Source organism: Paenibacillus polymyxa (assembly GCF_001719045.1).
In the GTDB taxonomy this organism is placed as follows: Bacteria; Bacillota; Bacilli; order Paenibacillales; family Paenibacillaceae; genus Paenibacillus; species Paenibacillus polymyxa_B.
In genome coordinates this window covers 3,730,277-3,743,516 of the sequence record NZ_CP015423.1, presented here as the reverse complement: position 1 = coordinate 3,743,516, position 13,240 = coordinate 3,730,277, and the positions used below count along the sequence as shown (strand labels likewise).

Below are 13,240 nucleotides of genomic sequence, written 5' to 3'. Positions count from 1 at the left end.
GTTAGATATTTAGAATATTATCTAAATATCTAAAGGAGGAAATGTATTTTGAACGATGCCTTCAAAGCTTTGGCTGATCCGACCCGGCGTACAATCTTACAGCTTTTAAAGGAGAAAAGTATGAGCGCAGGCGAAGTGGCTGAACATTTTCAAATTAGTAAGCCCAGTATCTCCCACCATCTCAATATCCTGAAGCAGGCTGGGCTGGTGCTGGATGAACGACAGGGGCAAAACATTATCTACACCCTGCATACAACGGTTGTGGCGGATGTCATCGGTTGGATGTTCAGTATCGCCCACTCTGATACCCCTGCCAAGAAAAATGTAAATCATATTAAGGATGCGGAGGAATCTGAATGAAATTGCGAACACGTTGGAGCTTGACGGATGTTTTGACGACTTTGATTGCCTTATCACCTGCTATAGGCGCTTTACTACTGTATAACCGGCTTCCCGATGTGCTGGCCTCTCATTTTAGCTTTGACAATACAGCAGACGGGTATATGAGTAAAAACAGTTCTATTCTCATGCTGGTGCTGTTGGGGCTGGTGCCTTTGCTCCTTCGGCTATCCCGCTACATGGACCCCAACAGAGCAAATTTCGAGAAATTTGCTAAAGCCTATGAGGTTACGCGTGTAGGCACTTCGCTCATTCTCGCTATAGCCGGTTGGGGAATGCTGCTGTATAACCTGAACATACGACTGCAAATGAATGCTGTAATTTTGGGGATAATAGGCCTGCTGCTGATGGTGATGGGTAATTTTCTGACTCAGGTACAGCCGAACTATACCTTCGGTATCCGCACGCCGTGGACTCTGTCTAACCCCGAGGTGTGGCGTAAAACGCACCGTTTCGGCGGACCTATGATGATGCTCGGTGGTGCTTCGGGCTTGGTAGCGGCATGGGTCGGTGGAGTGGCCGGGACGGTCATTTTTCTCACCGGGCTGGGTATATCCGTCGTCACCCCCATCCTCTACTCCTTCCTCCTGCATCGCAAATTAAATCAACAGTAGGATACAGGACGTGGTAACTCTGTCCAAACGGACAAAAGCGTATGAGATGATCCCAATGCATAAATAAAAAAAGAACCTCCCATCCACGATTAACGTAGAATAGGAGGTTCTTTGTACATTTAATCTTTAATATTAGAACAGCAGCTTATCGGGATGCGTGCCAACACGCTCATCCAGATGAAGACCATTGATTCGTTCAATATCCTCAGCCGTCAATTCAAAGTCGAATAAATCAGCATTTTCGCGAATACGATGCGGGGTTACAGATTTGGGAATCGTCACAATCCCCCGATCCAGATGCCAACGCAAAATAACCTGCGAAGAGGTTTTACCGTATTTGGCAGCAATCTCAACGATGTCCGCTTGCTCGGTTAATTTCCCCTTCATCAGTGGACTCCACGATTCAAGCTGAATCTGGTGCTCCCGGCAGTATTGATGCAGTTCTTGTTGAGTCAGACGAGGGTGAAGCTCCACTTGGTTGATGACAGGAACCATGTTGCTGTCTTTGAGGAGGTCTTCGAGATGGTGAACTTGGAAGTTACTAACTCCGATAGCGCGTACGCTTCCTTCTTCATACAGTCGTTCGAATGCCTTCCAGGTTTCCTTGTACTTATCCTTGCCAGGCCAATGAATGAGATACAGATCAATGATATCCAGACCCAGCCGCTTACGGCTTTCCTCAAAGGCACGCAGTGTTGAATCGTAGCCCTGATCCTGATTCCATAGCTTGGTGGTTACAAACAGATTTTCTCTAGACGTCCCACTATCACGAATGGCTTGTCCAACCAGTTCCTCGTTACCGTAGATCGCCGCTGTATCAATGTGACGGTAACCGACCCCAATAGCTGTTTTGACCGCTTCGTAGACCTCATTGCCTTCCGCCTTGTAAGTACCAAAACCGAGCCAAGGCATCTGAACTCCGTTATTCAGTACAGTTGTATCCGCAATGTTCCCCATGTCTATTCCTCCTGTTCCTGATTATGAATGATCCAACGGGATGATTACAGTTTAGTTGCATCCTGAAAAGCATTCACTTGAAGCGGAGCAGCCAACAATTCTTTAGCCGCGGCAACAAATGCCTGGAAATGGGCAGAATTATTATGGAAATCTACAGCAGCAGCATCTTTCCACTCTTCAACCATCGTAAATGCGTTGGGATCATTCAGATCCTGCATTAACGTGTAGCGTACATTGCCTTCTTCAGCTTGGGATGCGCTGACCAGCCCTTCGGTTTGTTGCAAAAAAGCCTCTCTTTTTTCAGGTAAAACTTTCATATCGGCATGAATAATAATCATTTTATGTTCCTCCTCGTATTATGTAACTATTTCTATTATAGACCATTCTTTCGAAAGAATAAAAGTGCGGGCGTTTCTGTAATACAGTAAAATAGATCGTATGGGGGAGAAGATCGGCAGATCCGTTCCTCCTATATTTTGTTTAACGGCGGTGAAGGCATATGCGTTTTCAGACAAAACTAATGGTATTTATATCCCTTTTAGTACTGGTAGTTACCGGGCTGTTGGGATTATCCTTTCGATATATGATCACGTCCGCTCTATATGATGAAATCGGAGAAAGGGCGCTCACCGTCGCCAATACCCTCGCCGTAGATGCGCAGGTCAGAGACGCTCTGGAGCAGACTGAGACGACGCAATTGCGTTCGCGTATCAACGAGGTCATAAAACCTGTCCAAGCCAGCAGCGGCGCTGATTTTATTACTATTGCTGATCGTCATCTCATCCGGCAGTGGCATGTAAACCCAGAGCGCATCGGCACGCCTATGATAGACCCCATGAATGATAAGGTACTGCAAGGGCAGTCCTTTATCACTGAATCGACGGGCTCTCTCGGACCGTCAATACGCGCCAAAACAGCCGTTTATGATACGCAAGGTAAGGCCATCGGGCTCGTCTCTGTAGGTTTTTTAATGACAGATGTGCAGCAAAATATTCGTACATACACATATGCATGGCTCTGGTTTATGGTGGGCGCGCTGATGATCGGCATATTGGGAAGCCTGGTTATAGCGCAACGGGTACGCCGCGCACTGCATGGACTGGAGCCAGTGGAAATCGGACGGCTGTACCAGGAAAAGCAAGCTATTATTGAGTCCATCGGCGAAGGAATTATCGCGGTGAATAGTAACGGACAAATCACACTTGCCAATCCACAGGCAGCTCGCTTGATCGGACTCCCCGCGGAAACCTCTATCTACGGATGCGACCTTCGCCACTTGACAGGTGTTCCAGATGTACTGGTTGATATGCTTGTTGCCGATTACACAGTAGAGCATTCAACGATGGGGCAAGATCAGGGACAGGACATATGGAATAAGGAAATTGAGGTCCAGCAGCGAATTGTAGTCGTCAGCCGTGTGCCGATCCAGGATCGTTCCGGTCGCATCATGGGCACGGTTGCCAGTCTGCGTGACAAGACCGAACTGCTCCACATGACACAACAGTTGACAGAGGTCAAAGATTACGCGGAAGTACTGCGATCACAAACACACGAATACGCCAATCGGCTGTATCTCATATCCGGCCTGATTCAGTTGGAGTGTTATGACGAAGCGGTGGACTTTATCACCCAGGAATCAGAGGAATATCGTGTACACAGGCCGATTGGCACAGCTCTCCTCACCGATTCAATCATCGCCAGCCTACTGATCGGTAAGAAGAAACAGGCGCTGGAAAAAGGGGTTTTACTCCATTCTGATATTAAAGGAGCATTCTCAACCCAGTCCCCTACGTTGGAGTGGTCCTTTCTCGCTTCCATAGCCGGAAACCTGCTGGACAATGCCATGGAAGCTGTTGCGATGTCCTACATCTCTGACGGACAGGTCTGGTTCCGGCTTGAAGAAACGACTGAAGCCATCATCGTCGAAGTTGCGGATAACGGATCGGGAATTTCGGACGATATCCAAGAAAAGTTGTTTGTCAGAGGAGCTTCGACCAAAGCAGAAGCAGGACATGGATATGGCCTTGCTCTCGTGCTGGAGTACACTGAACGAATGGGCGGCTCTATAGAAGTGCACAAACGTCCTGGTGGAGGAAGTATTTTTGAGGTATACATTCCTTTAATTAGGACAGATACGAGTAATGATGCAAAAGGAGGTTATGCCCATGAATGAGCGGGTTGTATCGGACATTGAGGTTCTTATTATTGAAGATGATCCGCGAATTGCGGAGATTAACCGCCGATTTATTGAAAAGGTGGACGGGTTCACCGTATGTGCAATCGCGACGAACGAATTTGAGGCAAAACTTCAACTGGACGTGCTCCGTCCTCCTCTAGTCGTGCTGGATGTTTATTTTCCTGACACGGATGGTCTAACCCTGCTATCGTTCATCAAGCAACACTATCCGGGTACAGATGTTATTATGCTGACTGCCGCCAAAGAAGCTGAAACAGTGGTACAAGCCGTTCGAGCAGGCGTGTTTGATTTTATCGTAAAGCCGCTTATATTCGAGAGATTGCGTGCGACCTTGGAGGAATATGCCCGATTTCGGCGACAAATCACAACATGGCAAGAGGAACAATCCACAGTCGAACAATCTGAAATTGACAGTTTGCTTCAAAGCGCGGGCACCGGTCGGATGGCGGGGAACGGAGTTGGAGAACTATGGGCCAAAGGCATTGATAAAGTAACTTGCGACAAAGTGCTAGATCTCCTGAATCGACGGGGTGAGGTGACTACGGGTACAGTGGGAATTGAGCTGGATATGAGCCGTTCTACAGCCAGAAGGTATCTGGAGTATTTAGTGGAAAGTGGCGACGCGCACCACGATCAGGTGTACGGAACCGTCGGCAGACCGGAGCGTATCTATCGCCGACAGCGGAGGGATGCATAAACCGTCCAACTCTGATGTCCTGGTACTTCCCCCTCCTCCTATTCATAATTTTATTGAATTTAATTCACTTAATCGATCAAAACGGTTTAAATAACCACATTATTTACGTCCTCCTTCCCGATTGCTAGAATGATCAACAGTTAGTTAGTTGATTGATAATGATTATCAGTTTCTCTGATAATCATACTGGAACGGGGGATAACATATGGCAACACCGAAACAACCACTGCGCACAGGTATGCTGCTTGCAGCGGTCCTGGCACTACTGACGGTCATTATGGCGGGATGTGGAAGCCAGTCACAAGATAACAGCGCAGTAGCACCTCAAGCAACAGGCGACACTCGAATCATTAAACATGAGATGGGAGAAACCAAAGTTACAGGTACACCCAAAAGAATCGTAACCCTGGAATTCTCTTTTGTCGATGCCACAACCCAACTGGGCGTAACTCCTGTCGGTATAGCTCAGGAAAATGACGATGATATTGATGGGCTGCTCGGCAAGAAAATCGACTTCACACCAGTAGGCACACGCAAACAACCAAACCTGGAAACGATCAGCTCCTTGAAGCCGGATTTGATTATTGCTGATCTGAATCGTCATAAAAGCATATACAAAGAACTTAGTGAGATTGCTCCGACCATTGTTCTAAAGAGCCGCAATTCCTCCTATGAACAAAACTTGGCATCCTTCGGTGTCATCGCCGATGCGTTGGGTGAGAAGGAAAAAGGCGAGCAAATTCTCGCTACGCATAAAGCTACAATGGAAAAGTTGAAAGAAGGCATCAAAGCTGGTGAGCCACGCAGCGTATTACTAGGGGTATTCCGTTCTGATTCACTATCGGCTCACGGCGCTTCATCCTTTGATGGACAACTACTGGAGCAAGCGGGTATCCACAATGCCCTTCAAAATACAAGCGAGCCTACCGTCAAGCTGACGCTGGAGCAAATTTCACAAGCGGATCCTGATGTGATCTTTTTGGTGGAAGCCGATGAGAAGCTGATTGCGGAATGGAAGCAAAACCCGCTTTGGCAAAACATTACGGCCGTCAAAAAAGGGGAAGTTTACGAAGTAAACCGGGCACTGTGGACCCGATACCGTGGACTCGGCTCAGCCGAAAAAATACTGGAGCAAGCCATTTCGCTTCTGTATCCCGCGCAAAGTAAAGGAGACGGCTCCCGTTGATCGGACAAGCCTCACGCGACCGGCTGAATAAGCCGGTCTTCTTTGCACTTATCGCTGCGTTGCTGGCTGGATTGCTGCTTAGCGTGGCGATTGGCCCAGTCAGGATGGACATCCCCACCATGCTGACTGCGCTGTTCACGGAGCATCCGTCTAAGGATCAGCTCATTGTCTTGACGGTACGCCTACCGCGTGCCGTTATTGGCCTAATTGTCGGGGCCGGGCTTGCCGTGGCTGGAACCCTGATGCAGGCCATCACACGCAACCCGTTGGCTTCGCCGCAGGTATTCGGGGTCAGCTCAGGCGCTTCGCTGGCTGTCGTGCTGTCCGTCGTGCTGCTGCCGAATATCGGATCGTCCGGCAGTATTTATTTTGCTTTTGCCGGGGCCATCGCAGGTGGCTCCTTCGTATACGGGCTGGCCGGAACGGCGGGCATGACGCCGGTCAAGTTGGCCCTTGCCGGGATGGCCGTGCATCTGTTGCTGGCCTCCATCACCCAAGGACTGCTCGTGTTCAACGAGCAAATATCTGATGTGCTGTATTGGCTCGCCGGAGCCATCGACGGGTCCACTTGGGCCGACACGCGTCTGGTGCTACCATGGTTCGCCGTGGGTATGATTCTTGCGCTGGCGCTGGCCCCCTCGCTATCTGTGCTGAGCCTCGGGACGGAGGTCGCACAGGGATTGGGACAAAACGTACGTCTTGTCCGTCTACTGGCCTCGGCCTCAGTGATTATGCTGGCAGGCTCTGCCATAGCGGTAGCCGGTTCCATCGGCTTTGTAGGCTTGATGGTACCGAATATCATCAAGATGTTTACAGGCGACAATTACAAACGGGTCATTCCCCTGTCTGCAATCTTCGGAGCTCTGCTGCTGACATATGCAGACGTGCTTGGACGATTTATTGCATTTCCTTATGAATCACCTGTTGGCATTGTAACCGCGCTGGTGGGTGCGCCCTTCTTTTTATATCTGGCGCATAAGAACGGGAGGGCTTCACGATGAAAAAACTGTGGATTTTACTCGCGCTCATGCTAGGTGTTGCTTTTATAGCTATAGGCGTGGGCAGCACCTACATTACGCCCTCTGAGCTGATCAAGGCTCTGACGGACCGGAGTGCCTCTTCCTGGTTCATCGTTCATCATTATCGGCTGCCACGCGGTCTGCTGGCCATCATGGCCGGAGCTGGGCTGGCAGTAGCCGGTGTTCTGCTGCAAGGCATGATCCGCAACCCGCTAGCCTCGCCAGATGTGGTAGGTGTCTCCAAGGGGGCCGGCTTTGCGGCGGTTCTCGTCATCGTGCTGCTGCCCTCATCCCCAGTGGCGCTGCTGCCTGTAGCCGCCTTTGTCGGGGCTGGGCTAGCTGCACTGTTGCTCGTACAGCTTTCGATGAAGGGAGGCATGCGTCCCAATATGCTAGCCTTGACCGGACTGGCGGTGGGCGCTATTTTTCAGGCTGCGACCGATTATATACTGGTCAAGTATCCACTCGAAGCCAGCGACACGCTCACTTGGCTAGCTGGAAGTCTGTGGGGCAAAGGCTGGGACGAAGTGTATGGGCTACTGCCGTGGTTAATCGTATTGCTGCCTCTCGCCTATACACTACAGCGCAAGCTGGACATTATGAGCCTAGATGAGGAAAGCTCTGCTGGGCTGGGACTTAGCGTGAAGCGTGTGCGTACAGGACTGCTAGCCGTGTCAGTCGCCTTGGCTGCCTCCTGTGTCGCTGCCATCGGCTCCATCGGATTTATTGGACTGCTGGCACCGCATCTGGCACGGCGGTTATTTGGCAATCGCCACCGCTATCTATTGCCCGGTTCGGCGATGATCGGCGCCCTGATTCTCGTCCTTGCTGACGCGCTGGGACGAGGTCTGAAGCCGCCGCTCGAAATTCCCGCTGGCATCGTGACAGCCGTCATTGGCGCGCCATATTTTTTGTATCTATTGCTGCGGGAACGCAAACAAAAAGACAGCGGATAGGCTGAGGATAAGAAGTTGCGCAGCGCAGCTAAACGCAGTACTATACCCTAGCGTTTAGCTGTGCTACCTCTCCACCTGTACACCGATACGCCGATTAACTTCTTTTCTAAACGATTCATCATGCAGTAGCCTCTTTTTAAAATCATTTATCATTTCGGGAAAGCTGGCATTTGTGCTTGGGTCCAAATCGTTAAAAAAGACAGCTAGCTCTGTCGTATGCCCTTCCTTATCTGTCGCATACATGGCCAGTGTCAAAGCATAGGCCGTGGAGCCACCTTTTTGCCCAGTATGTTTCAGGGATTGCTGGTTTTCAGGAAGAACCATAAATGGTTCCTCCAAGACCTCGGACAATAACTTTTGCTCAGCTTTTGTGAACCCTTGACGACGATTCAGCTTACTCATTAAAGAGGCATACTCGGCTGTCGTTGAAGCTACAAAGCGATCCGTATTGATACGATCATACTCCTGATCATACCAAGTCGTAATATCTGCGTTTCTCTTGTAAGAACCACTCACATCACGGCGCAGCTTGTTATGAATCACGCGGGCATATCGGCGAAATTCCGTATCAGACATCGCCTGAATGGCTTCTTTGGCAGAAATATTATTCTTTGTATTATTCCAATTCTCACCTTGGCTCTCCCTCATCCATTCGTAGGGAATCAAAATGGAGGATACAAACGGATAAATGGGATCATGATTTTGCAGCCCCATTTTGGCTCTCGTCCGATTGATCGCATCCACTCCCAGTTTGTCCATTAAATACTCCGCATTGGCGTTGGAACTAAATTGAATCATCCCCTTGGCGACGTCTCGTACAGATACAGTTTCATTCTGTATCCGCCCTTTAGCCTCCATATTCTGTAGCCACGCCGTATGAGCACCCCCATCCAAACCCGGCAAATAAAACCTTTCCAGCGAAATCAGCTTCACTCTCCCGTCCGGGTTAATCTTACCCACCATCGCTTGCTTGGCATATTCGATCGCAATGATTGTTTTGACGGTGCTCGCCAAAGGCATCATCCGATTTTCTTCTTGGCCTGCCAACTTTTTTCCATCTCTCAGAATCGTAATCGAAACTTTTTCTGCATTCGCTTCCACAAAATGAAGTAAACGGCGGGCAGCATCCTGTTCCTTCGTTTCTTCCTTAACGTCAGCTGCAATCGCAGTTGTGGGCCGGACGGTATTCGAGGGATTAGCCACTTGATTCTGCATGAAAGATAGTAAGCCTGCCGCTATACCCATAACAATGAGCACTGTAGCCAAACTAGTTGCTACCACAATAAGGCGCTTTCGTTTCACTATTACCTCCCCCCGTATGCACTTCACACACAGGTTTATTTTCCCATTTTTATATTTCAATTTCTATTTTAAACGAAAACACAGTACAAAAAGTTTCATTACGTGTCATATTTTCAAATAACATAAAAAAGAGAGCCTCCTGTATATAACACAGGCTGACTCTCTTTCACTATCCTTCGACACTTATGCTGGATAGGGTACTTCGGTTCCATTCAATATGAGGTGCATCCGAATTTCCGCTTTTAAGGAATCGGATACCGCACAATATTTTTCCTTCCCCATCTGAATCGCTTTCCATACGCGGTAATCTGGAATATCTCCATCTACGTGGAATGTCAGATCAATCGCTGTAAAGCCTGTCGGCATTTCTTCCTTGCGCGTACCTTCTGCGTCAATATCGATGCGAGTAATGTCCGACAAGAAACGATCCAATATCATCGTAATATCAATGCCCATACATCCCGCCAGACCCGCCAACAGCAGTTCCATGGGTGTCATCCCTTTACCATCACCGCCATAAGCCGCCGTAGCATCCATCCCTACAGAATAACCGGATGGTCCCTCCGAAGTAAACGCGCGTTTGCCGTGCCAAGTTGTAGATACTTTCATGTTCAAAGGCCTTCTTTCCATCTTAATAATCTATGATTTATCCTCGATCTTACTTTAAAATTCACTGATTTGGCGTAAAAATTTCTGTGTTCTCTCATGCTGGGGAGTGTCAAAAAACACCTGTGGCGCTGCCTCCTCCAAAATGATACCATCTGCCATAAATACGACCTTGTCCGCCACCTCGCGAGCAAATTTCATCTCATGAGTAACGACGACCATCGTCATTCCGTCTTGAGCCAGCTCTCGCATAACACCCAGCACTTCCCCTACCAGCTCGGGATCAAGCGCCGATGTCGGCTCGTCGAACAGCATAATCGCCGGGTCCATCGCCAGCGCACGCGCAATGGCGACTCGTTGCTGTTGTCCACCGGACAGACGTGAAGGATGTACATCCTGCTTGTCCGATAACCCCACCCGCTCCAACAACCGTTGTCCGATGGACATAGCCTTGTCGCGCGGCATTTTTTTTACTGTCAGCAGTCCTTCAATGACATTGCCGATTGCGGTTTTGTGCGGATACAGATTGAATTGCTGAAACACCATCCCTGTCTGTTTGCGAATCTCACGAATGGCTGCTTGGCGGACACGAACGGGAGCCGTAGCATCGACCTCAACCCCATTCACCTCAAACTTGCCGGAAGACAGCTCTTCCAGACCGTTCAGGCAGCGCAGCAAGGTACTTTTACCTGAACCGCTCGGGCCGAGTAATACGACGATTTCACGAGCGGCAACCTGAAAATCAATGCTTTTCAGAACCTCTACCTGTCCGAATCGTTTACCTAATCCGTTAGTTGTTATCATCATCTATCATCTCCACCTTAATAAGCTCGAGCCAGACGCTTTTCCACCCGCTCCAGTATAGCGGAGAATCCAATGCTCATAATCCAGTACATCAGGCCAATTTCGAGCAGAAACGGCATGTAAAGCAAATACTGCGCCTGTAAAAGCTGTGCCTGCCGCATCAATTCACTGACCCCGATAAACGACACCAGCGACGTTTCTTTAAGCATACCTACAAATGTATTCCCCATCGGTGCAATTGCGATCCGTACCGCCTGAGGAAGAATAATACGCCACATCGTTTGACCGGGCGACATTCCCGTTGCATAAGCTGCCTCGGTCTGTCCCTGGGGTACGGCTAAAATAGCTCCACGGAACGTCTCCGATAAGTACGCCCCTGTATTAATGCTAAGTGCCAGACAAGCAGCTGTCAGCGATCCGAATGATATTCCATAATCATCCAGTCCATAATAAATGACCGCAATCTGCACCAAAACCGGCGTCCCCCGAATGATCGATACATACATGCGCGCCAGCCATCGAACAGGTCGATTCCCCTTCAACCGGGCCACAGCAACAATCAAACCAATGATTAGGCCAAAAAACATAGAGACAATCGTAATATATAGCGTATAATAAGCACCCTTTAATAAAAAAGGGACGTTCTCCCACATTAATTCAAGCATTGGTTATATTCCCTTCTTTCAGACGAGTGGCCCCATGTCAGCATGAAAGCCAAGACTGGAGCCAGACGCCTCTAACAGGCTTACGTTATTCTTTTGGCTCCTCGCCAAACCATTTTTTGAAAATTGTTTTGTAAGTGCCGTCTTCCTTCATTTCCTTCAAAGCCTTGTTCAAGGCTTCTTTGAGCTCAGGAGTTTTCTGGTTAATGGCTACACCCGCTTGATCCGACTTAATCGGCTCGCCTACGGCTTTAATTTGAAACCCGTTTTTATCGATAATGGGCTTGAGAGCATACAGATTGTTGATTGTTGCGTCAATACGACCAGAGTTTAGATCCTTTAAGGAAGTAATGACATCATCATACGTTTTAATCTCAAAATCGCCTACCTTCGGCAGTACTTCATTCCGCAGATAAGATTCATCATTCGTTCCCAAGCCGACACCAATGGTTTTGCCTTTAAAGTCCTCCAGCTTGGTAATATCATTTGTTTTGCTGTTTACGATAATGTTTACATTGTTTGTGATATAAGGCTCTGTGAAGTCAATAGCCTTCTTACGATCCTCTGTAATCGTCACCTGACTAATCACTGCATCGAATTTTTTCTTTTGCAAACTTGGAACCAGTCCCGAGAATTCTTGTGCCGTGAACTCCGGTTTCACTCCAATCCGCTTCGCCAATTCTTTGGCGATATCCACATCAAATCCGTCCAATTCCTTGTTATCGTTCAAGAAATTGTACGGCGGATAGGTGCCCATCATGCCTACCTTAATTACACCAGCCTTCTTGATTGCTTCGAGCTGGTTACTCGCTGCCACATTACTGCTACCCGCTCCATTGCTAGTATTAGAAGCTTCTGGCTTAGTACCGCAAGCGCTCAGCACAAGGCTGAACAATGCCACAGCCATGAGTGTAGTTACCAAGAACCCTTTTTTACGTGTTTTCATGTATCCTTCTCTCCTGTCTGGATGTAAATGATTGAGTTCATATATGTGATTTGGCTATGTTATTTGTTGCCAACTAGCCATTCATGCGATGTTGACCCTCTAGCTTTGACCTAATAGTCCATAAAACTCAAAATTAGCCGCCTCTGCTGCCAATCTTTTAGCAGTTATCTGCGTGATGTGGTCATATGTTCCCTCTGAACCGAATAGCCAGCGTGTAATGACACCTTCGATCATACTCATGAGTAGTGCCGCCCTTAATTCGACATCCAATTCAGCAGGCAACATGTTCAGCTCGATCGCTCTTTCCATATTACGCCGGAATGCCAGCTCCATCGCGGCCCTTGTCTCTCGGATACTCTGGCGCACCGGTTCATCGACACCACTGCCGATCAGCAGCAAACCCATCAGATAGCGGTTCTCCAATGCAAAATCAAATAACCGAACAAACAGCGCCTCCGATGCCTTAACCATATCAGCCAGCGTTCCCGCATCACGGCGATATCCCTGTCCAATCGCTGACAGTAGTTGTTCACGACCGGTAGCGATAATCTCCAGCGCCAGTGCCTCTTTGCTTTTAAAATGCCAATAAAACGTGCCTTGGGCTACTCCCGCCTCTACCACGATATCTGAAATCTTCGTTTGATGGTAACCCTGCTCGGCGAACCGCTTCAATGCAATGTGAAGAAGCTGTGTTCTGCGGTCTGTTTCTTCCCCCGCGTGCTCGGAAGGTTGGTCATTTGGGACGGTCTCGGACTGCTTCGCCTTCCGTGGCTGCATGGGTTCCCTCCTCCCGATTGATCAGTCAGTCAGTTTTGTATTTTTAATCCTATAGGATAAGTATACTTTTGTCAAAGAAAAAAGTGTCAGAAGAAAATAAAGTTTTGCTGCTCCATGC

The 13,240-nt window shown here is 48.6% G+C and carries 15 protein-coding genes; 7 read left to right on the top strand and 8 right to left on the bottom strand.

Annotated elements, in window-relative coordinates; genetic code table 11:
• Window positions 1-48 precede the first annotated feature (48 nt).
• Window positions 49-360, top strand: a complete 312-nt coding sequence (locus tag AOU00_RS16730; protein WP_061830867.1) for an autorepressor SdpR family transcription factor — start codon at window positions 49-51, stop codon at window positions 358-360.
• A complete protein-coding gene (locus tag AOU00_RS16725) occupies window positions 357-1,013 on the top strand; it encodes an SdpI family protein (RefSeq protein ID WP_061830869.1) in 657 nt (218 codons plus the stop codon). The genes AOU00_RS16730 and AOU00_RS16725 overlap by 4 nt, the downstream gene beginning before the upstream one ends.
• A gap of 132 nt (window positions 1,014-1,145) precedes the next feature.
• Here AOU00_RS16725 and AOU00_RS16720 read toward each other — a convergent pair whose 3' ends face one another.
• Both AOU00_RS16720 and AOU00_RS16715 read right to left on the bottom strand, forming a co-directional pair.
• Window positions 1,146-1,970 (bottom strand): aldo/keto reductase, encoded by an 825-nt coding sequence (locus tag AOU00_RS16720; protein WP_061830871.1) that lies wholly within the window; start codon window positions 1,968-1,970, stop codon window positions 1,146-1,148.
• 44 nt (window positions 1,971-2,014) lie between these two features.
• Window positions 2,015-2,308, bottom strand: coding sequence for a putative quinol monooxygenase (locus AOU00_RS16715; protein ID WP_061830873.1), 294 nt, complete (start codon window positions 2,306-2,308; stop codon window positions 2,015-2,017).
• A 161-nt stretch (window positions 2,309-2,469) separates the two neighbouring features.
• Between AOU00_RS16715 and AOU00_RS16710 the strand changes: the two genes are divergently transcribed.
• From AOU00_RS16710 to AOU00_RS16690, 5 genes are all read left to right on the top strand, one after another.
• Complete coding sequence (locus tag AOU00_RS16710) at window positions 2,470-4,143, top strand: ATP-binding protein (RefSeq protein ID WP_069291130.1); 1,674 nt, start codon at window positions 2,470-2,472, stop codon at window positions 4,141-4,143.
• A complete protein-coding gene (locus tag AOU00_RS16705) occupies window positions 4,136-4,864 on the top strand; it encodes a response regulator (RefSeq protein ID WP_069291129.1) in 729 nt (242 codons plus the stop codon). The genes AOU00_RS16710 and AOU00_RS16705 overlap by 8 nt, the downstream gene beginning before the upstream one ends.
• A gap of 205 nt (window positions 4,865-5,069) precedes the next feature.
• Window positions 5,070-6,050 carry an ABC transporter substrate-binding protein gene (locus tag AOU00_RS16700; RefSeq protein ID WP_069291128.1) on the top strand — a complete coding sequence of 327 codons (981 nt, stop codon included), beginning with the start codon at window positions 5,070-5,072 and terminating at the stop codon, window positions 6,048-6,050.
• Complete coding sequence (locus AOU00_RS16695; RefSeq protein ID WP_069291127.1) at window positions 6,047-7,051, top strand: FecCD family ABC transporter permease; 1,005 nt, start codon at window positions 6,047-6,049, stop codon at window positions 7,049-7,051. The genes AOU00_RS16700 and AOU00_RS16695 overlap by 4 nt, the downstream gene beginning before the upstream one ends.
• Window positions 7,048-8,025 (top strand): FecCD family ABC transporter permease, encoded by a 978-nt coding sequence (locus AOU00_RS16690; protein WP_069291126.1) that lies wholly within the window; start codon window positions 7,048-7,050, stop codon window positions 8,023-8,025. Before AOU00_RS16695 ends, AOU00_RS16690 begins: the two co-directional genes overlap by 4 nt.
• Before the next feature lie 63 nt (window positions 8,026-8,088).
• On the opposite strand, the gene AOU00_RS16685 is transcribed toward AOU00_RS16690, so the two are convergent.
• From AOU00_RS16685 to AOU00_RS16660, 6 genes are all read right to left on the bottom strand, one after another.
• A complete protein-coding gene (locus AOU00_RS16685; RefSeq protein WP_069291125.1) occupies window positions 8,089-9,327 on the bottom strand; it encodes a serine hydrolase in 1,239 nt (412 codons plus the stop codon).
• 183 nt (window positions 9,328-9,510) lie between these two features.
• Window positions 9,511-9,936: an OsmC family protein gene (locus AOU00_RS16680; RefSeq protein WP_023987060.1), complete on the bottom strand. Its 426-nt coding sequence runs from the start codon at window positions 9,934-9,936 to the stop codon at window positions 9,511-9,513.
• A gap of 54 nt (window positions 9,937-9,990) precedes the next feature.
• On the bottom strand, window positions 9,991-10,740 hold the full coding sequence (locus tag AOU00_RS16675) for an amino acid ABC transporter ATP-binding protein (RefSeq protein ID WP_081330720.1): 750 nt from the start codon (window positions 10,738-10,740) through the stop codon (window positions 9,991-9,993).
• 14 nt (window positions 10,741-10,754) lie between these two features.
• Window positions 10,755-11,402 carry an amino acid ABC transporter permease gene (locus tag AOU00_RS16670; RefSeq protein ID WP_069291124.1) on the bottom strand — a complete coding sequence of 216 codons (648 nt, stop codon included), beginning with the start codon at window positions 11,400-11,402 and terminating at the stop codon, window positions 10,755-10,757.
• 85 nt (window positions 11,403-11,487) lie between these two features.
• A complete protein-coding gene (locus tag AOU00_RS16665; protein WP_061832077.1) occupies window positions 11,488-12,345 on the bottom strand; it encodes a substrate-binding periplasmic protein in 858 nt (285 codons plus the stop codon).
• A 99-nt stretch (window positions 12,346-12,444) separates the two neighbouring features.
• Entirely contained in the window at window positions 12,445-13,122 is a 678-nt protein-coding gene (locus AOU00_RS16660) for a TetR/AcrR family transcriptional regulator (RefSeq protein WP_069291123.1), read from the bottom strand.
• Window positions 13,123-13,240 lie beyond the last annotated feature (118 nt).

What these genes read in the sequence shown, in the direction of transcription:
- AOU00_RS16725 (WP_061830869.1), top strand. Translation starts at nt 357, where the DNA reads ATGAAATTGCGAACACGTTGGAGCTTGACGGATGTTTTGACGACTTTG.
- AOU00_RS16720 (WP_061830871.1), bottom strand. Translation starts at nt 1,970, where the DNA reads ATGGGGAACATTGCGGATACAACTGTACTGAATAACGGAGTTCAGATG.
- AOU00_RS16715 (WP_061830873.1), bottom strand. Translation starts at nt 2,308, where the DNA reads ATGATTATTATTCATGCCGATATGAAAGTTTTACCTGAAAAAAGAGAG.
- AOU00_RS16710 (WP_069291130.1), top strand. Translation starts at nt 2,470, where the DNA reads ATGCGTTTTCAGACAAAACTAATGGTATTTATATCCCTTTTAGTACTG.
- AOU00_RS16705 (WP_069291129.1), top strand. Translation starts at nt 4,136, where the DNA reads ATGAATGAGCGGGTTGTATCGGACATTGAGGTTCTTATTATTGAAGAT.
- AOU00_RS16700 (WP_069291128.1), top strand. Translation starts at nt 5,070, where the DNA reads ATGGCAACACCGAAACAACCACTGCGCACAGGTATGCTGCTTGCAGCG.
- AOU00_RS16690 (WP_069291126.1), top strand. Translation starts at nt 7,048, where the DNA reads ATGAAAAAACTGTGGATTTTACTCGCGCTCATGCTAGGTGTTGCTTTT.
- AOU00_RS16680 (WP_023987060.1), bottom strand. Translation starts at nt 9,936, where the DNA reads ATGAAAGTATCTACAACTTGGCACGGCAAACGCGCGTTTACTTCGGAG.
- AOU00_RS16675 (WP_081330720.1), bottom strand. Translation starts at nt 10,740, where the DNA reads ATGATGATAACAACTAACGGATTAGGTAAACGATTCGGACAGGTAGAG.
- AOU00_RS16670 (WP_069291124.1), bottom strand. Translation starts at nt 11,402, where the DNA reads ATGCTTGAATTAATGTGGGAGAACGTCCCTTTTTTATTAAAGGGTGCT.
- AOU00_RS16665 (WP_061832077.1), bottom strand. Translation starts at nt 12,345, where the DNA reads ATGAAAACACGTAAAAAAGGGTTCTTGGTAACTACACTCATGGCTGTG.
- AOU00_RS16660 (WP_069291123.1), bottom strand. Translation starts at nt 13,122, where the DNA reads ATGCAGCCACGGAAGGCGAAGCAGTCCGAGACCGTCCCAAATGACCAA.